The organism is Mucilaginibacter pankratovii (genome assembly GCF_014773265.1).
GTDB lineage: Bacteria > Bacteroidota > Bacteroidia > Sphingobacteriales > Sphingobacteriaceae > Mucilaginibacter > Mucilaginibacter pankratovii.
In genome coordinates this window covers 83,148-109,140 of the sequence record NZ_JACWMY010000015.1, presented here as the reverse complement: position 1 = coordinate 109,140, position 25,993 = coordinate 83,148, and the positions used below count along the sequence as shown (strand labels likewise).

Here is a 25,993-nt window from a genome sequence, read left to right as displayed (position 1 = left end):
TTAAACTTAACCATCCCGAAAAGAAATATTGCGAGAGTCATAATTCTGTTGTTTTAATAGCCCGCTTAAAACCAAATTCGGCATAACGGGTTGTGTAGGCTGTTTAAATACATCAATTGCCCTTATGGAAAATTTTACAATGCTGCAGTTTTTTGAATGGTACTACCCCGGCGATGGCAGCTTATACGAACACTTAAAGAAAGATGCCGAAAGGCTGAAGATTATAGGTATAGATGCCGTTTGGCTGCCGCCGGCTTACAAAGGCGAAGCCGGTGGTTACTCTGTTGGATACGATGTATATGATATTTACGACCTGGGCGAGTTTGACCAAAAAGGTACAGTACGTACAAAATACGGTACAAAGCAGCAGTTGATAGACGCCGTGCAAACCGCCAAAAGCAAAGGGCTGGCCGTTTACGTGGATATTGTACTTAACCACATGGGCGGGGCCGATGAAAAAGAAAAGGTGACGGTGCGTAAAGTAAACCCCCAAAACCGTAACGAATTTACCAGCGAACCCTATGAAATAGAAGCTTTCACCAAATTTACTTTTCCTGGCAGAAATGGCCGGCACTCGAAATTTGTGTGGGACTGGCAATGCTTTAGTGGTATTGATTACGATGCAGGGAATAATGAATCTGCCATTTTTAGCATCCAAAACCAGTATGGCGAAAGCTGGGAAGATGTGGTTGGTGATGAGAACGGCAACTTTGATTACCTGATGCTGGATGATATTGATACCCGCAACCCCGCCGTGCGCGATGAGCTGAAACGCTGGGGCAAGTGGTTCCACGATACCATTCAGTTTGACGGGATGCGCCTGGATGCCATTAAACATATCTCCTACGAATTTTATAACGACTGGCTGGATAACTTGCGCAACGAAACCGGCAAGGAAATGTTTACCGTTGGCGAGTACTGGAGTTACGAGGTGAGCTTATTGCAGGAGTACATTACGGCAACGGGAGGGCGCATGTCGCTTTTTGATGCGCCGCTGCACCAGAACCTGCACGATGCATCCACGGGAGGGAAGGATTACGACCTGACCAAAATATTTGATAATACGCTGGTAGCCGCTAACCCATCCCGTGCGGTTACGCTGGTAGAAAACCACGATACCCAGCCCCTGCAATCGCTGGCGCTGCCGGTAGAGCAATGGTTTAAGCCTCTTGCATACGCCCTTATTTTGCTGCGCGAACATGGCTACCCCTGCGTGTTCTATTCCGACTTATATGGGTCAAAATACACGGATAAAGGCGATGATGGCAACGACCACGAAGTGGAGCTGCCTGCCCTTGGCGAGATGGAAAGCCTGCTGTATGCCCGCAAGCATATCGCCTATGGCGCACAGCGAGATTATTTTGACAACCCTTACTGTATCGGCTGGACCCGCGAGGGTGACGGTGAGCACGACAACTCGGGCTGTGCGGTATTGCTAACCAACGGCGACGAATGCAGCAAAAGCATGGAAGTTGGCAAGGCACATGCCGGTAAGGTATTTGTAGATTACCTGAACAAGCACGATGCCGAAGTAACCATCAACGAAGAAGGCTGGGGCGAATTCTTCGCACGCGCCGGGTCGGTTTCGGTATGGGCAATTAAAAAATAAGTTCTATATTTAGGGGCAGCCGCTGTTATCTCACCCGGTAGCTGCCCCATCATGAAGAAATTTTACCTAAGCTTACTTTCTTTATTTATCTCCTGTTGCGCATTTGCCGCCCCGGTAATTTACCTCAATCAGGTAGCCTTTGATAGCAATAGCCCGAAGGTTGGCGTGCTGCAGTTTGATAATAAACTAACCAGGCCATTCAGCTTTAATTTGGTGAATGTTGCTACCGGCAGGGTTGCCTACACCGGCATGCTTACCCATCCTGAAACGATAACCGACTGGTTGCCCGGCAAGTTGTTTTTCCAGGCCAATTTTTCGGCCTTTAAAACGGCGGGTAAATACCGGCTGCGTATTAAATATGAAGGCCTTGTTTATACTTCTTACCCCTTCGAAATAGGGGAGAGCATGGTGGCGAAACGCACGCTTTCGGCCATTATACACTATTATAATAAGCAGCGCGCCAATACCCCCGGCGAACTGGCTGCCGATGCCAAAATGCAGCTTTTTGGCAGCAACCAAAGGGTAGATCTGCGTGGCGGCTGGTGCGATGCCTCGGGCGATGTAAGCAAATACTTTTCGCATTTGGCATATGCCAACTACTTTTCGCCGCAGCAAACGCCTTTGGTTACCTGGAGCATGGTAAGCGCTTCTGAAGCTATTCCGGGTTTGCTAAATAAATGGAAGCTGAAAGATTCGCTTGATAGCGAAGCGCTTTACGGAGCCGATTACATGATGCGCGCGCTGAGCAAGGATGATTATTTTTATATGATCGTGTTCAGCTATTTTAATAAAGATCCTAACGCTCGCCGGGTAGTAGGTTTGCTGGCCAACAGCATTACCACCAACCAATACCAATGCGCGTTCCGCGAGGGCGGGGGCATGGCCATTGCGGCGCTTGCCCGTATCTCTCAATGGAAAAAGAACGGCGAATTTACCTCTGCCCAATATTTAGACGGTGCCAAACGCGCGTTCGCGCATTTGCTGATAAATAACACCAAATACGACGATGACGGTAAAGAAAACATTATCGACGATTATTGTGCGCTGATGGCCGCTACCGAACTGTGGATAGCTACCGGCGAAGACCAATACCGCGACGAAGCCCGCAAACGCGCCAAAAACCTGAATGGCAGGATGACCGACGCCGGCTATTTTATCTCCAACGATACAAATCGCCCGTACTTCCATGCCTCGGATGCGGGTTTGCCGGTGGTAGCTTTATCAAGATACCTGGATAAAGAAAAAGAGGACGTTTATCGCGCAGCAGCATTAAAAACCATCAGGCAATCGTTGGATTATCAGCTGGCGGTTACCAATAAAATAAGTAACCCCTTCGGTTATGCCCGCCAAAGCTTTTTGTTTAAAGGCAAGGTGAAGGATGGCTTTTTTATCCCGCACGAAAATGAGACCGGCTGGTGGTGGCAGGGCGAAAATGCCCGCCTTGGCTCATTGGCTACGGCTGCCGTTGTGGGTGGCAGGTTAGCATATCCGGCCGAGGGAAACTGGGGAATAAAATCAACACTTGCCGATTATGCGGAGCGGCAGCTATCGTGGATAATGGGTTGCAACCCTTATAGCATAAGTTTTATTTACGGTTTTGGGAAAAATAATATGCCGTATATGGCCTCTAATTACGGGCACGGAAGCGAGCGCGGGGGTATTTCTAACGGCGTTACGGGCAAGGATGGTTGCCCGGATGGCTCCGGCATTGATTTTAAGAAGGAAGCAAAAGGCGATGAATGGCGCTGGACCGAACAATGGATACCTCACGCGGCCTGGTTTTTGCAGGCAGTAGCCGTGATGGCGCAACCTGCGGATATAAGTAAATAAACGTTTTAACAGTCAGTTAAAGCTTTTTTTAGGATATTTGAGAAGGCCGGAACGCGCCAACTGTCAGACAAACTGAAACACACTATATTATTTAGATACTATGATCACATCATTGGTAACCGGCGGTGCCGGTTTTATAGGCTCACACGTAGCCAGGCATTGCCTTAACCTTGGGCATAAAGTAGTTGTTTTAGATGATCTGAGCGGCGGTTTTGAAGACCATGTGCCCGCAGGCGTTGAGTTTATACTTGGTTCTATAAACGATTATGAATTGTTGGAGAAGCTGTTTGAGGAGCACAAATTCGATTATGTTTACCACCTGGCCGCTTATGCTGCCGAAGGCCTTTCGCACTTTATCCGCAGATTCAATTATAACAATAACCTGATCGGTTCGGTTAACCTTATCAACCTTTCGGTATTGCATAAAGTGAAATGCTTTGTGTTCACTTCATCTATAGCGGTATACGGCGCTGGCCAGCTACCCATGCGCGAAGAACTGGTACCACAACCGGAAGACCCGTACGGTGTTGCCAAATACGCTGTGGAGATGGACCTCAAAGCCGCTCATCATATGTTTGGCTTAAACTATGTGGTGTTCCGCCCACACAATGTTTACGGGGAAAACCAAAACATCGGCGATAAATACCGCAACGTTATCGGCATTTTTATGAACCAGATTATGCAGGAAAAACCAATGACCATTTTTGGTGATGGCGAGCAAACCCGCGCGTTTAGCTATATTGATGATGTTGCGCCGCATATTGCCAACAGCCCTAATGTGCCGGCCGCGTATAACGAAGTATTTAACGTAGGTGCCGATAAGCCCTATACAGTGAATGAACTGGTGCAGGTTGTTGCCGATGAGCTTGGTGTTGAACCAAAAGTAACCCACCTGGAAGCACGTAAAGAAGTGATGCACGCGCACAGCGACCACTCTAAAGCGGCTCGGGTATTTGGCGAAAGTGCTGACATCAGCCTAAAAGAAGGCATCAGCAAAATGGCGGCCTGGGCCAAGGTGGTAGGCTCGCGCGCGAGTGCCGAGTTCGAGAATATTGAGATAGAAGAAAACCTGCCACAGGGATGGAACAAAAAAGCGGTAAAAGCTTAAAAAGGTTGTCGGTTTTTCGGTAAACATTTATATTTTTGTGGCGAATAAAAAACAACAGGATTATGCAATCAATGGAAAATGCCAATAAAGAAGGCCACTATAAATTTTTAATTCTTACTATCGCTGTAGGTTTATTGGGTTGCTACCTGCGTTTTGCCGAATTTCCACATGCTACGTTAGTATCTAACATCATTTTGCTGTTCGGTTCTATCATCGCTTTAAGAGCGGTTTTCAAAATTTTAGACTAAATTTTACTTTTTAGATATTTTAAAAAGCGTGGCCGGTTTGGCGACGCTTTTTTTGTTTTAAACCAATTGTCATTTCGAACGAGCGATAGCGAGGAGAAATCTTATACGGTTTGACATTACCGTATTGCATAGGCGCTTAGCATCTTCACCTTTTATAGTTCAATTGCAAAGAGTAGAAGATTTCTCTTCGCCCTCCCGCGCTTTCCTTCCGCCGCTCATCGAAATGACATTGGGGTTAGTGTTTTGGTGTTCTTTCTACGGATTCTTAGGCCTGTACTTGGCTTCGTTCAGGATCTTTTGCGCATCCTTATCGGCCATTAGTTGCTGCAGGGTAACATTGGGGTGTTTGTCCATATAAGCACGCACAATTTGCCAGCCCGTCCATACGGCGAGTTTGGGGGCCGATTCGTTGTCCTGGCCAAGCCCGGGTGTAAACGGCGCTTCGTTCAGGTACTTCTGTATCTTTTGGTAATCGCTTTCGTAAAGCAGGTTCTCTTCTAAAAAATAGCTCCATATATCGCCCTTATAATCATCGCACCATTTTGTTTGTTTGGCACTATAGCCAATTTTGGTAGAATCGGGCACATCGGGCAGTATCTGGTCCATGTAATACATGATCTTGCCGTTATACACCATTTTGGCAAGCAGTGACTTATCGTGCTCGTCTTCGGGGAACATATCCTCACGTGCCAGGCCTTCCACCACCCGTGGGGTAATATTATCGGGTGTAAACCTGCGGCTTACATAACGCGGGAACGCGTTTACAAGTGATGGGTAAAACTTAGAATCGGCACCCAAAAACAGGTCCAGCCCGATACCGAAATAGCCATCGCCAATGGATGTTTGGGCCTCAAAGCCCGAGAAATATGCATACAACTTTGGAAGGTTCTTTTTTGGGTAATAATATTTAATATGCTTAAAGGCATCGGTTAGCTCCCCGGTTTGCTTATCCAGGTTAGGGTAGGCGGCGTCTACATCATGTTTCAGGTCGGCGTAGGCTTTATCGGCAAAAATAGCCCGCAGGCGGGTAAAGTAAGCGGTATCGCGTGCGCTGCCGGCTTTCATTATACGTTCAATAAAATCGGTATAAAAAACGCCGTATTTTTTGTAGAGTACACCCGCCTGCTCATCCATCGGCTTTACGCGTAGCGAATCAAAATCCCGGTCGAAACGCTCAATTTTTACATCAACCTGTATGTCGCTAACATCAATTTTTTTATGTTTGTTACAGGCGCTAAATACCAGGGTGATAAAGCTTAAATAAATAAGCCTCGTTTTAAGAGAATAGAAGTTCATTTCTGTCGTTTTAGCAAAAATAATTTTTTTATTTGCATTACAGCGTAAGCAATACTACCATACACCATGAAGATCGCATTAGCCCAGCTTAATTACCACGTAGGTAACTTCGAATCGAATACCAATAAGATCATTCAGCATATCCGCGAAGCCAAGCAAAACGGTGCCGACCTGGTAGTGTTTGCCGAATTATGCGTTTGCGGCTATCCCGCCCGCGATTTTTTGGAATTTAACGAGTTTATAACCCTTTGCGCTGAGGCCGCCAAAACGATAGCTGCCGAATGTAAAGATATCGCCTGCATTATAGGATTGCCGACACCAAACAATAATCCTGAAGGCAAGGATCTAAACAATTCGGCCTATTTTATTGAGAACGGCGCGGTAAAGGCAGTAGTGAACAAAGCTTTGCTGCCCAATTACGATATTTTTGATGAGTACCGTTACTTTGAACCATCTACTCAGTTTAGCTGTATAGATTTTAAGGGTAAACGAATAGCCCTTACCATTTGCGAAGACCTTTGGAACACGATAGAAAACCCGCTGTACATTACCCGCCCTATGGATACGCTGATCAAGCAAAACCCTGATGTGATGATCAATATAGCGGCATCGCCTTTTGCTTATAATCATGATGAGGAACGGGTAGAGATATTAAAGGATAACGCCAGCCGTTACAACCTACCGCTGTTTTACGTGAACCACGTTGGCGCGCAAACCGAACTGATCTTCGATGGCGGATCGCTGGTGTTTGATAATGCCGGTAATTTGGTGGATGAGTTGCCATATTTTAAAGAGGCGCTTACCTATTATACCTTAAACGAGGATGCAAGCATCAGTTTTGAGCACGCGGCTACCATTAAGGCCGGCCACCAAAGCGATATCGAGCAGATCCATCAGGGGCTGATATTGGGTATAAAAGATTATTTTGTTAAATCGGGCTTTAAGCAGGCCATCCTAGGCTTATCCGGCGGGATAGATTCTGCCGTGGTGTGTGCTTTGGCTGCGGAAGCGTTAGGCCCCGAAAATGTGATGGCGGTGTTGCTGCCCTCGCGTTTCTCCAGCGATCACTCTATAAAGGATGCCGAAGATTTGGTTGCAAACCTTGGCTGCAAAAGCGAAACGGTAGCGATAGCTAAAATTACCGAATCGTTTGAGAGCGCCCTGTCGCCGCAGTTCAAAAACCTGCCCTTTAATATTGCCGAGGAGAACATCCAATCGCGCAGCAGGGCAGTGGTGCTGATGGCCATGTGCAATAAATTTGGGTACATCCTGCTCAATACATCCAACAAAAGCGAAGCCGCGGTAGGCTACGGAACCCTGTATGGCGATATGTGCGGCGGCATCTCGGTTATAGGCGACGTATTTAAAACACAGGTTTTTGAGTTGGCGCGCGAGATCAATAAAAACCGCGAGATCATCCCCGAAAATACGATTGTAAAACCACCATCTGCCGAACTGCGCCCCGATCAGAAGGACACTGATTCGTTGCCCGAATATGATACTTTGGATGCCATACTTTTTGAATACATCCTCAACAGGCGCTCATCTGCCGAAATTATAAAACTGGGTTTTGACGAAGCCGTGGTCCGTAAAGTGTTAAGGCTGGTGAACATCTCCGAGCATAAACGCTACCAAACACCACCTATACTGCGCGTATCGCCAAAGGCATTTGGTATGGGCAGGAGGATGCCTATAGTAGGAAAATATTTGTCGTAATGGATAATTTATAAATAGCCAAGCGCTTCGTCTGGAGGCAGCACGGTTATGCCGGCATCTTTAAAGTCCTTCAAATTCCTGGTTACAATAAAGTCTAAATTTGCCACTGAGGTAGCGGCGATGATTTGGATGGCGTCTTCGAAGTCCTTGTGATTGGATAGAAGACTTTTCTTAATAATGGAACTGTCAATTGCGATTAAATCGATGTAATCCAGCAATGAATAAAGTAATTCTCTTAATTCCTTTTCGCTTAAATGCTTTTTTAATAGGTAATGAGTAGTGGCATAAGCATGCGAAGATGTAAAGAGCTTAACTTTCTTCTTCTCTGCTAAATTGAATAATTGTATGGCGAACTTACTAAAAGGCTGCCTGTCGGCAAGCAGATCGATCAGGACGTTGGTATCTACAAAGACATTCTTCATAGGTGCTTGCTTTCAAAATAGGAAGCCAATTCTGTTTTTTCATCGAAATTCGCAGGCAGTTTAACAGAACCCACCAGTTTTTTCAGCCTGGGAGAAATTTGCTGTGTTTCCGCATGATTTTCCTCCGTAAGCGTCTCCAGGTAGTTTTCGATTAATTCAGATAAACTTCTACCGGTTTGCTTTGCATACAATTTCGCTTTTTTGATAACGCCTTCTTCTACGGTTAATGTTAACTTGGTTGTCATTGCACGTGTGGTTTAATCAAAGATACGTATTTTGGATAAAAACCAAAAATGGGCTGGATGGTGATCTATAAAATCAGAAAGATTTAAAAAAAAGTTTTTATCCCGTTAAACCTTCGCTTGCAGCCTTGTCTAAGACTTATAAATAAAAGGTGTTGCTATGAAAAAATATATCTATTTAATGCTGGCGGTAGCGTTTGTTTCGGTACTGTCGGCCTGCAGCAGTTACAATTACTACACAGCCGCTGCAAACAAAACCAACTTAAGCGGTTACCGCACCTTTGCCTGGGCACCCATGAAAAGGGATAGTGGCAAGCAATGGCGCCCCCTTACCGAAATTGGTAACGGCAAGCTGCAGGAGTCGGCCAAAACGGCATTGCTGCAAAAGGGGCTCACTATTAACGAGCAAAACCCAGATCTGCTGGTAGGTTACGCAACCGTTACCGGGCGCGGCACAAAAATTAATTATTATTACAGCCCTATGTATGGCGGTTATTACGGTGGTTTTGGCTACGGCTGGTACCGCCCCTTTGGCTATGGCTACTATGGTTACGGTTTCCCTAACTATGGCGGTGCGTACGCGCGCAGGGTTCCGTATAAAGAAGGCACCATAATTATAGACCTGATAGACCCTAAAACAAACACGCTGGTATGGCGCGGTTATGGTGTTGGCGAATTGCACGACCCTAAAACCACCCTGCGCGAAATACCTAAGGTGGTAGATGGCATTATAAAACAACTGAATCTTAACCCGCCTGTAGCAACAACGAGGTCGTAAGCTGGTATTTAAAATATCAAGCCCCTTTCCGGATATCCGGAAAGGGGCTTTTATTTTTATATCATTTGTGCTTTTTTGCTTACGCGGAAAGGGTTTTTTGTTTTTTGTGAAGATAATACATTCCGTATATGAATGCGATGGCTACAAGTACAAATACCCAGGTATCAAGCGGAACATAGCATTCGTCATCGGGGCTGGTGCCACAATCATCATCTCCGGGGTCGCCGGGCTGTGCATGGGCAGCAAATGTTAAGAACATCATTACCAGAAATACGCAAACTACAACACACTTCCTTTTTAATCCTGATAAATCCTTTTTTACTATCATATTACTGTTTTACAAACTTTAGTGTGGTAAGCACCTTGGTATTCACATCTCTCAATTCCACAAAATATACACCTGCCCTAAGTTGGCTAACATATTGCTGTATAGGTTCAAGCGCGGTTAATTGGTTAAACGCTTCTGTTACTATAATGTCGCTGTTGGTATTGAATATTCTCATGGTAACTTTTCCGCTGTACGATTTATCGCTAATAATTGAAAATTTATCACTCACCGGATTAGGGAAGAGCTTAAAACCATTTTTAATATCCACAGGGCCTACATCAGCAGTTATCTTAAGTAGAACAGTGTTTGACATTGATTTATTATCAAACACATCGGTTTGTACCAATCTGTAATAATTATTACCTAATTGTATATCGTCATCAAGTACTTCAAAATTATTGTTTATTACCGTTTCATTCCCAATTTTAGTTGGCCCAACATTTACAAATGTTACATTATCCTGGCTACGCTGAACCTGGTAAGTGGTACCCCAACGATAGGAATTTGTTTGCCATTTTAAGAGGGCCTTTCTATCGGCATTCAACTTACCGCCAAAATCAAAATAGGTTGTCGGCGCGGGCGAAGACTCAATAATAAGCTTAAACCTTTTACCGCCAAATGTTTCTGGTTTAGACCTGGCTACGTTAAACGAATAATCGAGATTAGTTATCTGTACGTTATTATTGAGTAAGCTATCATAAAGTGTCACCTTATAATTGCTCATCATTGAACTTGTAAAGGTTTTCTTGAAAGTATAAATGCTATCCTCCGCTACATTAATAAACAACGGGATAACAATTTTGTTGCCGGTAAACGGTCTTTTGTCAATAGCAAGGTATTTATTGTCGGGCGTTATAGTCGTCAGGTTCATGTAATCACCACCCATGTGAGTAGCATCTGACCTATCCAATGAATCTTTAGCGGTACTCTGGAGGACTATGCCAATTTCATCATTGATGAAATTGTTTTTAGAAAATTGCAATCGCATTACCGGGGGGTCGACGTCCTTTTCAGGAGCGGAAGTGCTTAATAAACGTACGGAATTTGGGCTGTTACCAGTACTTTTCATCGACTCCGTGATGGTTAAAGTTTGGGTCGCAAATGTTGCAAAATTATTGTTTTGTATAAAGAATCCTTGTCCCGGTATAACATATCGTTTAGCACCATTTGTAGACGCTGCTGGCGTAGCCTGGTCGTAAACAGCGTAGGCGCTGGCCGAAGGCGACCAGGTCCAGGTATACCGGGCAATATAGTAAAGAGTCCCGAAGGCATAAGTAGTGGAGTTGATCAGTGCGCTTGCATCAAACGTAGCCGGGTAGGGGTTAGCTATAAAGTAGTATGGATACGGGGTAGTAAAAGCATTCCAGGTTGGAATGGAAGAGGTTACATTCCCTTGATTGGGCACCCCTGTATAAGTATAAGTTACCGCCTCTGGTGTTGCATAACTGCCTACTGGTGTTCCGAGAGTTTTGTTAGTTTTGGCTCCGTACGGGTCTGTGGTAGGGAATGATGTGCCAACCGGGGTTCGGTTGCCCCTGAAATACATATAAAAACCGGTGCCGGTAGCAACTGTGGTGTTTATAGTAGATGCGTAAGTATAAGTATCTGTTGCCGAGGCGTAAAACTTTAGTGTATTACCGTTATTGGTTGATTTATCAAACAAGTTTGTTCCGTTCGGGCTGGGGCCTGTTATAATAAATGAATTTTTCAGGCTCGAAAGGTTGTACGATCCATTAGAGGCGCTGTAGCTCCCCGTGTAAACCGGCGCCCCCATAGACCGGTAACTGCGAAAAGTTGATCCACCCTGAAAATAGACGTAATAATCTATGTTCCCCTGTATACTGGATGTGCTTGGAATGGTAGCTATTTGTGCAAATGTTAAAGTGGTGCCCGTTAAAAATTGCAGGTGTGTTGAGGATGATGGAATAGATAGGGTAACCGATGCCCCCAAAGTCATTAAACCATCAAATGCCACACTTGTATAGCCAACCCCCGAAAATGTTTTGGTGCCGGCGCCAGTGAATGTCAAATTTTTAAATTGGACGGTTGGGTTTGATGAAGTGGTATTGGCATTGCTGATAGATTGTGTACTGCCTGCAAAGTCGACAGTGTTTCCAATAGATGTAAAGGTGGCGCTGGTAGCGTTGGAAAAATTCCCTTTTACTGTTAAAATGCTTGCTCCGGTTACGGCAGCCAATGCAGAAGAATTTATCTTCAAATCACCGTTTACAGTAACGGCTGCACTGGCGGCAATCGTCCCGGTACCTGCAAAAGTTAAACTGGTTGTGGTTAAAGTGCCACTCCCTGAGGTGGTTAAGGTTGGTGCTGTAGCTCCGCCCAAAATAAGGGCACCTATAGTTTTGGCTGCGGTTAATAAGGGCTGATTGGTTGTGTAGGACAGTACTCCAATTCTCGCCACATCAGAAGCGACTTGCGGGTGGGAAGTTGAAGTCGATCCGTTTTTAAGCCAGGCGTTTGATGTTGATATCCAGCTACCGTTGTTCCCTGTCCAATCCCATACGTCGCCAAAAGTAATAGTTGCTCCTGTGCCCGATGAAAAAACAACAGTCCCGGTTACGGGATTGTTATTTACATCCTGTTTAATCGCACTCACGCCACTTATGGTGAGGGATGTGCCTGGTGTGGGAGAGGCATTTACCGTTGCCCCAATAAACCAATAAACCGGTATAGATAAAGAACCATCTGTGTTGCCGGAGGTAACTTCATCATCATTCATCCCTCCTTGCCCTGTACCACTATACATTTGAAAGTTGGATGTTAAAACTGTTGTGTTTGCAGAAGTTGTACTAAAATACGAGTCAGTAGTTTTATATATGGTGCATGGGGTTAAACCATTTGCAAAATTGGAGGCTGCTGAGCCGCTATTCGTGATCTGTAGTTCCGAGCTCCCGCTTATGCCAAGGTCGTAATTTCCACGCATTTCTAATGCACATCCCCATAATATTACATTACCCATTCCGCCATAAAAGGGCGATTGGGTAACTCCGTTAGCAGCACTTGTTATATTGGTAAATTTTAAATACCGGGTATACATATGAATATTATCCCACTGAAAAGCTCCGTCAGTAGCCGCAGATGAGTTCTCTGCTTCTAAATATGTTTGCGAGTAAGTAAGCGGTGTGAATGGATGACCATCGCTGGTGGTAGTTGTTGAAGATTGTAAGGTTTTGGCTTGTGTTACACTTGTAGCGTATGGATCCAGGTACATTCTCCACGAACCACCAACCAGCCTTTGGATTTTTATACAGTAAGTGGTGCCATTTGTTAGGGCCGAGTTGCTGGTTATAAGTGAATATGCTGTTCCGTTATTCACTACATAAACTACCAGGTTGCCCGAGCTGTTTTGCGTTAAATAAAATCCATCTGTGCTGCTCGTAATAGTGCTTGTATTTGCAAATAACCAATAGCGCCATGAATTTGTTGCAGTTGTGAGGCCAGTGGTTACGTTGGTTGGTGGGGTGGTAGGATAGGTGCTACCTGTTAAATTTGACTTGTACAATAACGACCATTCCCAATCATTACTATTTATGGTTTTGTAGGCAACATCGGTAGCGTTGGGCATAAAATCCGAACTGATTCCTTTTGGGGTTGCCAAATACCTCGATGTTAAACTTTTCCCGGAACCGCTGGCTAAATTAAGTGTGGTTCCGGCGGATACAATAACCGTGGTATTATTACCGCTTACATTGGGGTCTGGGCTAAAACCAGGCGCGTAAACGCCCAAAGTGTTATTACTATTCGTATTGTCTACGGTGTTGTCATCGAAAAAATTATAACATGTATATCCAAAGGTCCGGGTAATATAGCGTTGAGCGTATAATGTATTACTCAACACAAGGATAGAACATATAAGTAATAGTTTTTTCAAAGCTTTGGGGATATTATTTTTCTATTTACGCAAAAATAAGCAAAAATGGTGCAAATCAAGCTATTGTGTTTGATATTTACCATTTATTACTTATACGGAATTAAGGCCCTGATGGTTTGCTTATTTACAGCTAATTTTTGGAGGTTAGCGGTTGTGTAGGTGCGTATTATTTACCCGGAAACAGGCAAATAATACACACTAAATCTGCATGGTTGTATGTCATACTTTTCGCCGCTTTTGAGTCGCCGCCCCCTTTAAACACAAGCGGCCCAAAAAATACCGCATTTCCCTTTTTTATCCGCTATTAAATACGGAAACTTGTAAATACACTACTTTTATTTTAATGGGGAAATTTCGCGCTGCTTTTTACCTGAGCTTTTTATTGCTGTGTTGCATTTCTCCGGCGTTTGCACAAAAACCATTGGTTGATGCCGCCAAAAAGCAGGAACTCAACCATATCTCCGTAGAGGCTAACCAGGCATTCACTACAGGGCAGCAAAAGGCATTTTCGCTGGCCAAAAGCCGCGGCTGGGCCATCAGCAGTAAAACAAAAACAGGCAATCTTAAAACATTACAGGGGGTAAACAGCCTGGGCTTCCCGGTTTACCTGGTTACGCATAACAATACTATTTCTGCCGCTACTATAGGTACCAATGCCGTACAGCCGGGCGGCGCTTTAGGGCTCGGCCTATCGGGCAACAGCACTTTTCTCAATAATAAGCTGGGCATTTGGGATGGCGGCTCGGTATACGCTTTTCACGGGGAATTTTCGGGCAAAACCATCACTTCCAAAGATGCCGCCAGCGTGCTGGATCACTCCACCCACGTGGCCGGTACCATGATAGCCAAAGGCGTTTACGGCCCGGCAAAGGGCATGGCATTCAATACGCCTGTGCTCTCCTCCTGGGATTTTGATAACGATGTATCTGAAATGAGCGCCGCGGCATCGGGGCTGCTCCTCTCCAACCACTCGTACGGGGATGTGGCCGGCTGGGAATACAACGGCACCGCGGGCCATTGGGAGTGGTACGGCCTCCCCGGCGATACCGAAGATTATAATTTTGGTTTTTACGATGCCCGTGTACAGGCATGGGACAGGATAGCCTACAATGCGCCCTATTATCTCATTGTAGAATCGGCAGGTAACAGCCGTAGCAGCAATGGCCCGGCAGTTGGCGAAACCTATTATGGTTATGCCACTAAAACCAATTCTTCTATCATCAACAAAGGCCCCAGGCCGGCAAACATCAGCAGTAACGATGGATACGATATCATTAGCACTACAGGCACTGCCAAAAATATATTAACGGTAGGCTCGGTAGGTGCGCTACCCAATGGCCCTGTTAACCGCACGGATGTAGTGAGTTCCTATTTCAGCAGCTGGGGGCCAACAGATGATGGCCGTATTAAACCCGATATTGTGGCCAATGGCGAAAACGTACTATCTACCGGCGTAAGCAGCCCAAATTCATATCTTACCTTATCAGGCACCTCTATGGCGGCACCCAGTGTAACCGGGTCGCTTTACCTGTTGCAGGAATACTATGCTAAAATAAATGCCGGCGCATTTATGCGTGCCGCTACCCTTAAAGGGCTTGCCTGCCACACGGCATTTGATGCCGGCAACCCTGGCCCCGATTATATTTATGGCTGGGGATTGCTAAATATGCGTGCCGCTGCGCAGGCCATTACCGATAATGGCAGCAAAAGCCTCATCAGCGAAAATACCCTAACACAGGGCCAAAGTAAAACGTTCACGGTTACCGCATCGGGTAACGGGCCGCTGGCGGTTTCTATCTCCTGGACCGATCCGCAAGGGATCCCGAACGCCGAGGGCACCATCAACAGCCGCGTGCCCAAGCTGGTGAACGACCTGGATATCCGCGTAAGCGATGGCGCTGCCATTTTTAACCCATACGTGCTAACACCAGATAACCCCTCGGCAGCAGCCACCACGGGCGACAATATTCGCGATAATATCGAACAGGTGTATATTGCCAACGCTACACCTGGTAAAACATATACCATTACCGTATCGCACAAAGGCACGCTGTCTTCTGGTAGCCAGGCGTATTCGCTTATTGCTACCGGGATAGGGGGGGCGGCTTACTGTACTTCGGCGCCAGCGTCAACGGCAGATTCGCGGGTGAATAATTTTACGCTCTCCAACATCAGCAATACGCCCGCCGCCGGCTGTACCGGTTATTCCGATTATACCAACCTCACCTTACAGTTAGAACAGGCAAAAACATATCCCTTCAGCATCACCCTGGGTACCTGTGGCAGCAATTTTAATAAAGCAGCCAAAGTTTTTGTGGATTGGAACGGCGATGGCATATTTGAACTGGCTGCTACAACCAACGTGGTAAATGGTACGGCTACCTATACCGGCAATATCACCGTGCCATTATCTGTGATACCCGGCAACTTCGGCCTGCTGCGTGTGGTACTTACCGAAACTTCGGATGCATCAACCATAGCCGCCTGCGGTACTTATGCCAAAGGCGAAACGCAGGACTACCGCGTACAATTTTTAAAACCCGTGGCAGATGCCGGGGCAACAGCTATTGTTAATGCCGAGGATGGTGCATCCTGCGCGGTGGCCACGGCGGTTATTGTAAGGCTGAAAAATTATGGCAGCGCCAGCATTAGCAATGTGCCGGTTACCGTTACGGTAACGGCTCCAAATAATACGGCAGTTACCTTTAATGAGGTTTATACAGGTACCATCAGCCCATTAGATGAGGTTGATTTTACCCTCGCAGGCAAGTTTAATACGGTAGCGGGTGCTACATACGCCATTACTGCCGAAACCCATTTAACCGGAGACCCCATAAGTGCTAATGATAAAACTACCGGTACGGTAACCATAAGCCTGCCGCCTGCATTAGGCACTTTAAGCGCATATTTGTGCAGTAACAACAATTCGTACCTGCTTAATGGCACGGGCGACGGGCAGTTGCTTTGGTACACCTCGCCAACAGCTGCTTTGCCGGTAACGTTCGGGCCGATAGCTTCAACCACTACCGCGCCCGTAAACAACACTTTTTATGCCGGTTTAAATGATTTTAGCGGCAATGTTGGCCCTGTAGCAAAAACAGCGTTCCCGGGTGGCGGGTACAACCAGTTTGGGCCATCGGTAACGGTATATACCAATGTGCCCGTAGTGCTGGAGACTGCAAAAATGTACTTTGGCAACTCCGGTAAATTAACACTTACGGTAACTAATGCCAACGGCGAAACGGTATCGTCGGCCACCATTAATGCTACAGCTACCCGCAGCACACCGGGTGAAGGCGCGCAGACCGATGACCCTGCCGACCAGGGTACCATAGTTACGCTCAATTTAACGCTGCCCACTGCAGGTACTTATACCATTACGCCAACGTATGATAATACGGTAACGGTGTTTCGTAACAACAGCGGGGTAACTGGTTATCCCTTTAAAATTGGTAACATTTTCAGCATTACAGGTAACACGGCGCAATCGCCAACTAATGCTAACGATACTACCTATTATAAAGGTTTCTACTATTACTTTTACGATCTGCATATAAAAAGCATGGGTTGCCCCTCGGCCGCCCGCCTGCCGGTAACGGTAACTAAACCGGTTATCGCCCAGGCCGGCGATGTGCTCAATTCTAACTTTACCGAAGGCAACCAATGGTTTTTAAATGGAGTTGCCGTAATTGGTGCAACGGGTGCAACTTACACACCTATCCAAAGCGGTAATTACACCATAGAGGTAACTTTAAATTCGGGCTGCGTAAGCCGGTCAGACGTGTATAACTTCGCGCTGGTAGCCAAGCATCCAGATACCAGCACGGATATAGGTTTAACTATTTTCCCTATCCCGGCCATTGGGAATTTAAACGTGTTGTTTGTGGCTAAGGAAGCGGGCACCGCCAAAATAGAAATTGTAAATACCGCCGGGCAGGTGGTGTACGAGCAATCGCAAACCATAGCGGCCGGTAACTTTAGCGCGTCCATAAATACCACCAACCAGTTGCCGGGTACCTATTTGTTGAAGGTGACATTAGGGCAAAAGGTATATGCCAAAAAAATAATTATTGTGAAGTAGTGCAGCACAAAACACAAATGCCCGGCAATTGCCGGGCATTTGTGTAGGGAAGCTTTTATAGTTTTTACAGGCTTATTCAGTAGCGATTCGTTTTAAAATCGCACGTGTTCGGGCTTGTTCGGGCTGTTCGCGCCGCATGTCGAACGCGAACAAGCCTAAAATGTATACTTCAATCCCAATCCTGGCGCCAGGTCAAAGAACGGGCCGGTGGCCAGCTCCAGGCGTGGGTTAAGATCAAGGCTGACGGCGATAGGGGCTTCGGCTATTTTATATTCGAGGCCAAGCACACCGTCGGCACCTAAAAGGATGTGGCTGCTGTCGTAATATTGGTCGTTGCCAAAATTCCTGTAATTACCCTTGCCTATTGTACCCAGGTGGGCACCAAAGCCATAATAAAATTTTAATCCCGCGGTGTTAAAGGCAGGCTGGTGTAACTCGTAAAGGCCGGTAAGTACGGCTCCGTGCGAACGGATACCCAGTATACCCTCCAGCGCGGTACCCTGGTCTAAAAAGTGTTTTACCGAAAAACCGTTCTCGTATCCGCCGAATTTTAAACCTACGGCAGTTTTATAATCCTGTGCCTGCGATCGGTTGGCGATAAGTAAAAACGAGCATAAAATAAATGCTATAAAGGAGATCTTTTTCATAATAGTAGTTTGCTATACAACGGCATAATTAAGGTTTTATGCTTATTTGGCCAAAATGAATATGATTTTTTTCATAATATGGCTGGGTCTCAACAAGAAAATTACACACTACATGGACGGATATTTACACCGAAATAGACTAATTTGGCAGAAAATATTTGTTTAAAGATGATTCATCACAAATTCAGCACATATCATAAATTAATCTGTTCTATATTGTTTTTATGCCTTACGGCAGGTTGTGTAAAAGGGCAATTGGGGCAAAATGTAAGTGGCCAGTACCGCAATGGTATGGTTGTTTGTGCCTATCCGGATGCATCACAGGCCGGGCTTGATGTGCTTAAAAAAGGCGGTAACGCGGTAGATGCTGCGGTGGCCGTACAGTTTGCATTGGCGGTTACTCATCCGCAGGCAGGTAACATTGGCGGCGGTGGCTTTATGGTTTACCGCTCGGCATCAGGCAAAACAAATACGCTCGATTTTAGGGAAAAGGCGCCTGCGCAAGCCAATGCCAATATGTACCTGGATAGCGCCGGCAACATCATCCCCAATATGAGTTTGTATACCCATTTTGCATCGGGCGTGCCGGGTTCCGTGGATGGTATGGTGGCCGCGCATAAAAAATATGGCAAATTAAAATGGGCCGACCTGGTGCAGCCTGCCATCAACCTGGCCCTGAACGGTTTTAAAATGACCGTAAGGATAGCCAGGGATATCAATCGCGATAAGGCAAAATTCAAATCGCTTAACCCCGGTAAAAGCTACCTGATGAAGGATGTTGACTGGAAGGAAGGCGATATATTGGTACAGGAAGACCTGGGCCATACGCTGGAACTGATCCGCGATAAAGGCCGCGATGGCTTTTATAAAGGGAAAACTGCCGACCTGATAGTAGCCGAAATGAACGCGGGCAAAGGTATTATGACCAAAGCCGACCTGGAAAATTACCATGCGGTTTGGCGCAATGCCATTATCGGCGATTTTAAAGGCTACAAAATTATTACCATGCCGCCACCAAGCAGCGGCGGGATAGCCTTATTGCAATTACTGAAATCTGTAGAAAGTTACCCATTGAAAAAATGGGGCTTCAATAAAGATTCTACCGTGCAGGTGATTGTTGAGGCCGAGCGCCGCGTATATGCAGATCGTTCTAAATACCTTGGCGATCCCGATTTTTACAAAGTACCGGTAGACAGCCTGCTGAACACAAAATACATCATCAGCCGTATGGTCAACTTTAACTGGAATGCAGCCACACCAAGCAGCACCATATTGCCGGGGTCTTTTGTTGGATACGAAAGCGACCAAACCACTCACTTTTCTATTGTAGACAGGGATGGCAACGCGGTATCTATCACAACCACTTTGAACGATACTTTTGGCTCGCATGTATTTGTAGGAGGCGCAGGCTTTTTGCTAAACAACGAGATGGACGATTTTAGCTCGAAACCCGGTACGCCGAATATGTACGGTTTGGTTGGCGGCAAGGCTAATAGTATACAGCCCAACAAACGCATGTTATCCTGCATGACGCCTACTATTGTAGAGAAGGACGGCAAATTGTTTATGGTGGTAGGTACCCCGGGCGGTGCAACCATTATCACCTCGGTTTTTCAAACCGTGCTTAATGTAATAGAATTTGATAAAAGTATGCAGGGAGCGGTATCGGCAAAACGCTTTCACCACCAGTGGCTGCCCGATCAGGTGGATATGGAAGCCGATGCCCTGGATAGCCTCACCGTACAAAAACTGAAGCAAAAGGGCTATAAGATAAAAAAACGCGGTGCTATAGGCCGGGTAGATGGCATCCTGAAAACCAAATGGGGTTACTACGAAGGTGGCGCCGACCCGAGAGGTGACGATACTAAATTGGGGTGGTAGTTTTTAGTTCATGGGTGATGGTTCATAGTTCATAGGAAAAGAAGATTATAGTTGATCTTACGAAAATTATCGATACTGAAAACCAGCTTAAGCCGTTAGCTATAAACCACACTGGAGCTACTATGAACCATCAACTATCATCTATAAACCAATATAAAAATGTTATGTTTGTTGCCGTATGCGAAGCAGTGTAAAACACCAGGAAACAATTGATTACTTCTTAAAGATCGTTTGGCAAACCGTTGCTAACCGGTACAACCAGATAGTAACGGAATTTGGCATTACACAGTCTATAGGCTACCTGCTCATCAATATTGATGAAGAAGGTACTACGGTATCGCAGGCCGCGGCTTTGCTTGGGCTAAAATCTACCAGCCTTTCGCGGATGCTTAACCAACTGGAAGAAACGGGGCTTATCTATCGCCAGAGCAACAAAGGTGATAAGCGCTCGGTAAAAATATTTTTAACCGATCTCGGTAAAGAGAAACGCCAGATGGCCAAAGATGTGGTGAAACAGTTTAATAACTACCTTAACGCCCATATCAGCGAGGCCGACAAGCTGTATTTAACCGAGATCCTGAAAAAAATAAACCAGCTCACCATCAACTACAAACCTTAAACCAACGCGTATTTACACCCCCGAAGTGTTAAAAAGTGTTAAGCTGCCGTTTTTGCCATATAAAACAATAAATTTGCGGATTATTAAAGGAATGAACAGGTTACTGGTTATCATATTATTACTTGCCGCTGGCTTATCCTCTTGTAAAAAAGGATTCGATGTGGCGGAGGAAGTAAGGGCACAGGCCGTTATTGATGACAAGATAGTGGAGGATTATATTGCCGCTAACGGCCTTACTGCAGTTGCAAAGCGAATTGATACCACGGGTGTTTTTTATGTTGTGATAGCCCCCGGCGAAGGAAGCGACCTGTACACAAATTCCACAAGGGTAACTGTTGATTATAAAGGCAGCATATTAACCAGTGGGAAGGAGTTTGCGCAAAGCAATAATTTCCATCCTTCGTTTACGCTGGGTGAGGTGATAAGAGGCTGGCGATTGGGCATACCGCAAATTAAGAAAGGCGGCACCGTACGATTGTTGCTGCCGTCGCGTTATGCATACGGCCCGTACCCTCAACCAACTTTAGGCTTGCCCGAAAATTCGGTGCTTGATTTTAATATACAACTTTTAGATGTAACGAACTAATTTTAGATGAAACAAAAGATTTTTACTTTTTTATTGATCGCCGCAGCCGGCTTAAGCGCTTGCCGAAAAGATACCGTTGACCCTACTATAAAAGAATACGACGAGGAGCAGATCCAAAATTACATTGCAGCAAACAGCCTTACTGGTTTTATTCGTGATACTGTTGGCGGCGATACTACCGGGATGTACTACAAGATATTAAACCCGGGCAGCGGCCCTAACCTGGAATATTCTGACAGGCTTTCGCTGGTTTTTACCCTGAAAAGTTTTGATGGTAAGTATACATCCAGCGATACCATTGCCAACCATTTTTACGATTACCTGGGCCACCTGGCGCAAGATGGTTTACCAAAGGGCCTGCAAACCGGCATATATAATTTACTTAAACATAAAGGTGCAAGTATGCGCCTGTTGGTACCTTCGCACCTTGCCTATGGCAAAAGCGGTTATGGTACCGGTAGTGTTACCAACGTAAATTCGCGTATAGCAGGTAACCAATCGCTTGAGTATTATGTACACGTAATTGACGATCAGCCGGCGTACGACGACCTGGTGATACGCAATTATCTTACCGCTAATAGTTTAAGTGGTTACACTAAAACAGCTTCGGGCTTATATTATAAAGTAATTACACCGGGTACCGGTACAGTTGGCGAGATCAATGATCTGTCCATCGTAACCACTACGTATACTGGCGCATTATTAAACGGAGTTTCGTTTGACGAAGCATCCAAAACTACCGCCTATGTATTTACGCCGGCAGTTAGCGATGGCCTTGCCGGCCTGGTTAAGGGTGTGAGAGAAGGCTTGGTAGAACATGCTGCTGCCGGGACCTCTATATCATTACTACTGCCATCGGGACTGGGTTATGGTAATATTCCACCTTCCGGAAGTTCGATACCGTCGTTCGCACCACTTAGGTTCGAGTTCCAGATAACTACGGTAACACAGTTAGAATAATATTAAGTTAAGGCTGCTTTAAAGGCCTTTAAACACCTATCGCGTGCAAAAGCGTGATCTACAATGGGTTTTGGATATTTGCCGAAGTCGGCATATTCTGGAACCCATTTTTTTACGTATTCTAATTCCGGGTCGAACTTTTTAAGCTGCGATTCGGGGTTAAAAATGCGGAAATAGGGTGCTGCATCGGTACCACTGCCTGCTGCCCATTGCCAGCCGCCTACGTTACTGGCCATTTCATAATCTAACAGTTTACGTGCAAAGTAGCGTTCACCCCAGCGCCAGTCTATCAGCAAGTCTTTACTTAAAAAACTGGCGACCACCATGCGTACCCGGTTGTGCATATAGCCAGTGGCGTTCAGTTCGCGCATGCCTGCATCCACCAGGGGGTATCCTGTTTCGCCATCGCACCAGGCTTTAAACTGCTGCTCGTTGTTTATCCATTTTATGTTATCGTACTCGGGCTTAAAGGCATGGTCCATTGTTTTTGGGAAATGGTATAGCACCATCATGTAAAACTCGCGCCATATCAATTCGTTCAGCCAGGTTTTCTCGTTTGCCTCAAAGGCATCGGCGGCACATTGCCTGATGCTTACCGTGCCAAAGCGCAGATGCAGCCCGATATGTGATGTGCCTTTTATCGCCGGGAAATCGCGCTTCCCAGCATAATCATCGATGAATTTTTCATAATCTGTACCCGGGAACCCGGCATCACTTTTAATAAAGCCCATTTCTGTTAATAAGGGGGGGGGTGATGCTTTAAATGGATATAGGTTCTTTAAATATTTTACAGTAGGGTAGGCCTTCAGATAAAAAGGCTTTAGCTTTTGATACCATTTGTTTTTATAGGGTGTGAAAACGGTGTAGGGCTTGCCATCATCTTTGGTTACTTCGTTCCGCTCAAATATTACCTGGTCTTTAAAGGTTTTAAAATCGATACGGTGTTTGGCTAATAATTGTTTAATGGCCTCATCCCGTGCCGCAGCGTAGGGCTCATAATCGTGATTGGTATAAACTGCGGCAACTTTATGGTCTTTTATCAGCCGGGTAAAAGCGTGTTCGGGCGTATCGTAAATCACTTCAAGGTCGCTGCCGCTTTTATTAAAAGCCGACTTTAGTTCGTCTATAGTATTATAGATAAAAGTTACGCGTGCGTCGTCCTTATCTTCCAGTTGCGTCAATATCTCTTTATCAAAAATAAAAAGCGGGAGCACCGGGCTGCCGCTTTTAAGTGCACGGTAAAGTCCGGCGTTATCTGCTATGCGCAAGTCGCGGCGGAACCAAAAAATTGTTATAGCTGTGTTATCCATAAATTTCTTGCAGTGCCGATGTTATATCGGGGTATTGGAATTTGAAGCCGGCATCCATTATTTTTTGGGCCGATATGCGGGTGCTGCCTAACACAATTGTAGCCATTTCGCCAAAAAGCAACTTGATTAAAAGCGCCGGTACTTTTGGTGCCCAAAGCGGTCGTTTCAGCTGCCTGGCAACTGCTTTGGTTAAATCGGCATTGGTTACCGGGTTTGGCGCAGCCATAATGTACACGCCTGTTAGTTTTTCATCATCCAGCACCAGCATATACATATCTAACACATCGCGGTGATGGATCCACGGGATCCATTGTTTGCCGGTGCCCAAGGCCGAGCCGATGCCAAATTTTATTGGCATTGCCAGTTGCGGCAGGGCACCGCCATCGGTGGTGAGGACAACGCCGGTGCGGAATTTTAGCACCCGTAACCCCAGTTCTTTACCCTCATCTACCGCTTTTTCCCAATCGATACAGCAGGTGCCAATAAAATCGTGCGCGGGTTCGCTTTCTTCGGTTAATACGACGTCGCCACGGTTGCTGTAATAACCCACGCCGGACGCGGAGATAACGGTATGTACGCGGTTAGCCTTGGCCTTCATCAGCTCGTACACCAGGCCGATGGATCTGGTGCGGCTTTCTACAATCTCGCGCTTGCGCTCTTCCGTCCAGCGTTTATCGGCAATACCCGCGCCGGCAAGGTGGATAATGGTATCTACACCATCAATGCAATGCTCGTCTATCTGCCCCTTTTCCACATCCCATAAAAAAGTTTTCACTTTGGGGTTTTTGCCTTTGCTGCGGCTAAGGTGGCTTACTGTGTGGCCCTTGCTCAATAATTCCTCTGTAAGCTGTTTCCCCAAAAGCCCCGAGCCGCCGGTGATGAGTATGTTTTTATTCATGTTGTTAGTTCATGGTTCATAGATGATAGTTCATAGTAAGATATTTTTGGGTTATAGTTTATGGTAACCGAATAGCAGCTACCATCAACCATGAACTTCTCCAAAATTTACGATCCTTTTGGCCATTCCTTTAAATATAAACAGGTGGAAGGGCCACATCAGGTACCAGTACATACGGCCCCAAAGTCCGCGGGGCCTAAAGGTAGCTACCTGGCTGAGAAAAGTACGGCCATTGCGTTCAATAATTTTAAACTCCAGCCAGGCCTCGCCGGGTAACTTCATTTCGGCATAGAGCAACAGGCGGCGGTTGATCTTGTCGGCAAGCAATACCCGCCAAAAATCTATCACATCGCCGGGCGAAACATTGATGTTACTGGTACGCCCCCTTCTGCTGCCTACGCCACCGAAAAGCTTATCCAAAAAACCGCGGATGCTCCAGATCCAATCCCAATAATACCAGCCGCGACTGCCGCCAATAGCCATAATATTTTTTAATACCTCGGCTCCATCGCGACTAAAAGGTTGTTTTACCTTGTATTCCAGCGTGCCGTTTTGAGGTACTTTTATCTGGTCCATAAAGCCCGAGGTAAGGTAGCCATTATTCAGGGCATCCTTCCAACTGCTTACAATGGAATTTTGTTCTATCTTTTTAAAGGCGAGTTGCAGCGCTTCCTCGTAGCCAAGGCAATCGCGCTTTACTACATTATCAATATCATGATCTTTCATGATGGTTTCGTTCTTCATGCTATCTACCAGGCTCTGCGCAAGCGAATAACTGGTAGAAGTGACAAAGTACAGCCAGTACGATGAGATTTTTGGCGAGAGAAATGGGATAGTAATAATATACCTCTTTAGCTTACGCACTTTGGCGTAAACCAACATCATTTGTTTAAAGCTGAGGATATCCGGCCCGCCAATGTCGAAGGTTTTATCGAAAGCCTTTTCGTTCAGCAGTACGCCTTCCAAATAGCCCAATACATCGCGGATAGCGATGGGCTGGCATTTGGTGTTCACCCAGCGCGGAACGGTCATGATGGGGAGCTTCTCCGTCAGGTCGCGAATAATTTCAAAGGAGGAGCTGCCCGAGCCGACGATAATGGCCGCCCTTAAAACGGTGATGGCGGCCTTACACTCCTTCAGCACATCTTCAACATGCCTGCGTGAGAGCAAGTGACTGGATAAGCCTGTATCATTCACTATCCCGCTGAGATAAATTACCTGTTTGCAGTTTGTTTGATTAAGCGCCTGCGCAAAGTTATGTGATGAAAGCGCCTCCAGCGCTGCAAAATCGGCAGCCTGCGCCATAGAATGCACCAGGTAGTATGCAGCATCGATATCCTGCGGAATGGCTTCTATGCTTTCTTCCTTCAGCAGATCGCCGGTGAGGAGGGTAACCCGGTCGCTGTAGTCGTTCTGTTCGTGAAAGCGGCGCTTATCGCGCACCAGGCATACTACACTATGCCCCTTCTCCAGCAATACGGGGATGAGCCTTGTACCTATATATCCGTTAGCACCGGCAAGTAACACTTTCATTTGTTATACAAC

General features: G+C 46.0%; 20 protein-coding genes. 11 read left to right on the top strand and 9 right to left on the bottom strand.

The features are described from left to right. The first annotated feature begins 124 nt into the window (after nucleotides 1–124). From IDJ77_RS24215 to IDJ77_RS24200, 4 genes are all read left to right on the top strand, one after another. Nucleotides 125–1,609: an alpha-amylase gene (locus IDJ77_RS24215; RefSeq protein WP_191191567.1), complete on the top strand. Its 1,485-nt coding sequence runs from the start codon at nucleotides 125–127 to the stop codon at nucleotides 1,607–1,609. 51 nt (nucleotides 1,610–1,660) lie between these two features. After that, on the top strand, nucleotides 1,661–3,439 hold the full coding sequence (locus IDJ77_RS24210; RefSeq protein WP_191191566.1) for a glycoside hydrolase family 9 protein: 1,779 nt from the start codon (nucleotides 1,661–1,663) through the stop codon (nucleotides 3,437–3,439). A gap of 100 nt (nucleotides 3,440–3,539) precedes the next feature. Then, complete coding sequence (locus IDJ77_RS24205; protein WP_191191565.1) at nucleotides 3,540–4,547, top strand: NAD-dependent epimerase/dehydratase family protein; 1,008 nt, start codon at nucleotides 3,540–3,542, stop codon at nucleotides 4,545–4,547. A 62-nt stretch (nucleotides 4,548–4,609) separates the two neighbouring features. Beyond that, complete coding sequence (locus tag IDJ77_RS24200) at nucleotides 4,610–4,795, top strand: hypothetical protein (RefSeq protein ID WP_191191564.1); 186 nt, start codon at nucleotides 4,610–4,612, stop codon at nucleotides 4,793–4,795. A gap of 255 nt (nucleotides 4,796–5,050) precedes the next feature. Here the strand turns inward: IDJ77_RS24200 and gldB are convergent, their stop codons facing one another. Further along, entirely contained in the window at nucleotides 5,051–6,091 is a 1,041-nt protein-coding gene (gldB, locus tag IDJ77_RS24195) for a gliding motility lipoprotein GldB (RefSeq protein ID WP_191191563.1), read from the bottom strand. 66 nt (nucleotides 6,092–6,157) lie between these two features. On the opposite strand from gldB, the gene IDJ77_RS24190 reads away from it, so the two are divergent. Then, on the top strand, nucleotides 6,158–7,807 hold the full coding sequence (locus tag IDJ77_RS24190) for an NAD+ synthase (RefSeq protein ID WP_191191562.1): 1,650 nt from the start codon (nucleotides 6,158–6,160) through the stop codon (nucleotides 7,805–7,807). An 8-nt stretch (nucleotides 7,808–7,815) separates the two neighbouring features. Here IDJ77_RS24190 and IDJ77_RS24185 read toward each other — a convergent pair whose 3' ends face one another. Further along, on the bottom strand, nucleotides 7,816–8,229 hold the full coding sequence (locus IDJ77_RS24185; protein WP_191191561.1) for a type II toxin-antitoxin system VapC family toxin: 414 nt from the start codon (nucleotides 8,227–8,229) through the stop codon (nucleotides 7,816–7,818). Beyond that, nucleotides 8,226–8,474, bottom strand: coding sequence for a DUF6364 family protein (locus tag IDJ77_RS24180; protein WP_191191560.1), 249 nt, complete (start codon nucleotides 8,472–8,474; stop codon nucleotides 8,226–8,228). The genes IDJ77_RS24185 and IDJ77_RS24180 overlap by 4 nt, the downstream gene beginning before the upstream one ends. 157 nt (nucleotides 8,475–8,631) lie before the next feature. Here IDJ77_RS24180 and IDJ77_RS24175 point away from each other — a divergent pair, with 157 nt between their 5' ends. After that, nucleotides 8,632–9,249 carry a DUF4136 domain-containing protein gene (locus tag IDJ77_RS24175; RefSeq protein ID WP_191191559.1) on the top strand — a complete coding sequence of 206 codons (618 nt, stop codon included), beginning with the start codon at nucleotides 8,632–8,634 and terminating at the stop codon, nucleotides 9,247–9,249. Between the two features lie 79 nt (nucleotides 9,250–9,328). On the opposite strand, the gene IDJ77_RS24170 is transcribed toward IDJ77_RS24175, so the two are convergent. Together IDJ77_RS24170 and IDJ77_RS24165 are read right to left on the bottom strand one after the other, a co-directional pair. After that, a complete protein-coding gene (locus tag IDJ77_RS24170; protein ID WP_191191558.1) occupies nucleotides 9,329–9,577 on the bottom strand; it encodes a hypothetical protein in 249 nt (82 codons plus the stop codon). 1 nt (nucleotide 9,578) lies between these two features. Continuing rightward, the gene (locus IDJ77_RS24165) at nucleotides 9,579–13,466 is read right to left on the bottom strand and encodes a T9SS type A sorting domain-containing protein (protein ID WP_191191557.1); all 3,888 of its coding nucleotides are present in this window, start codon (nucleotides 13,464–13,466) and stop codon (nucleotides 9,579–9,581) included. 343 nt (nucleotides 13,467–13,809) lie between these two features. Here IDJ77_RS24165 and IDJ77_RS24160 point away from each other — a divergent pair, with 343 nt between their 5' ends. Beyond that, nucleotides 13,810–17,547 (top strand): S8 family serine peptidase, encoded by a 3,738-nt coding sequence (locus IDJ77_RS24160; RefSeq protein ID WP_191191556.1) that lies wholly within the window; start codon nucleotides 13,810–13,812, stop codon nucleotides 17,545–17,547. Nucleotides 17,548–17,702: 155 nt separating this feature from the next. On the opposite strand, the gene IDJ77_RS24155 is transcribed toward IDJ77_RS24160, so the two are convergent. Further along, complete coding sequence (locus IDJ77_RS24155; protein WP_191191555.1) at nucleotides 17,703–18,194, bottom strand: hypothetical protein; 492 nt, start codon at nucleotides 18,192–18,194, stop codon at nucleotides 17,703–17,705. Between the two features lie 168 nt (nucleotides 18,195–18,362). Here IDJ77_RS24155 and ggt point away from each other — a divergent pair, with 168 nt between their 5' ends. From ggt to IDJ77_RS24135, 4 genes are all read left to right on the top strand, one after another. Continuing rightward, nucleotides 18,363–20,075, top strand: coding sequence for a gamma-glutamyltransferase (gene ggt, locus IDJ77_RS24150; RefSeq protein WP_191191554.1), 1,713 nt, complete (start codon nucleotides 18,363–18,365; stop codon nucleotides 20,073–20,075). A gap of 178 nt (nucleotides 20,076–20,253) precedes the next feature. Then, complete coding sequence (locus IDJ77_RS24145; RefSeq protein WP_128535772.1) at nucleotides 20,254–20,694, top strand: MarR family winged helix-turn-helix transcriptional regulator; 441 nt, start codon at nucleotides 20,254–20,256, stop codon at nucleotides 20,692–20,694. A 91-nt stretch (nucleotides 20,695–20,785) separates the two neighbouring features. Beyond that, nucleotides 20,786–21,280 (top strand): FKBP-type peptidyl-prolyl cis-trans isomerase, encoded by a 495-nt coding sequence (locus IDJ77_RS24140; RefSeq protein ID WP_191191553.1) that lies wholly within the window; start codon nucleotides 20,786–20,788, stop codon nucleotides 21,278–21,280. Nucleotides 21,281–21,286: 6 nt separating this feature from the next. Further along, nucleotides 21,287–22,240 carry an FKBP-type peptidyl-prolyl cis-trans isomerase gene (locus tag IDJ77_RS24135; RefSeq protein ID WP_191191552.1) on the top strand — a complete coding sequence of 318 codons (954 nt, stop codon included), beginning with the start codon at nucleotides 21,287–21,289 and terminating at the stop codon, nucleotides 22,238–22,240. Nucleotides 22,241–22,242: 2 nt separating this feature from the next. On the opposite strand, the gene IDJ77_RS24130 is transcribed toward IDJ77_RS24135, so the two are convergent. The 3 genes from IDJ77_RS24130 to IDJ77_RS24120 form a co-directional block, all read right to left on the bottom strand. Further along, nucleotides 22,243–23,550, bottom strand: a complete 1,308-nt coding sequence (locus IDJ77_RS24130; protein WP_191191551.1) for a cryptochrome/photolyase family protein — start codon at nucleotides 23,548–23,550, stop codon at nucleotides 22,243–22,245. Then, nucleotides 23,543–24,448, bottom strand: a complete 906-nt coding sequence (locus IDJ77_RS24125; RefSeq protein WP_191191550.1) for a TIGR01777 family oxidoreductase — start codon at nucleotides 24,446–24,448, stop codon at nucleotides 23,543–23,545. The genes IDJ77_RS24130 and IDJ77_RS24125 overlap by 8 nt, the downstream gene beginning before the upstream one ends. Before the next feature lie 84 nt (nucleotides 24,449–24,532). Continuing rightward, nucleotides 24,533–25,981 carry an SDR family oxidoreductase gene (locus tag IDJ77_RS24120; protein ID WP_191191549.1) on the bottom strand — a complete coding sequence of 483 codons (1,449 nt, stop codon included), beginning with the start codon at nucleotides 25,979–25,981 and terminating at the stop codon, nucleotides 24,533–24,535. Nucleotides 25,982–25,993 lie beyond the last annotated feature (12 nt).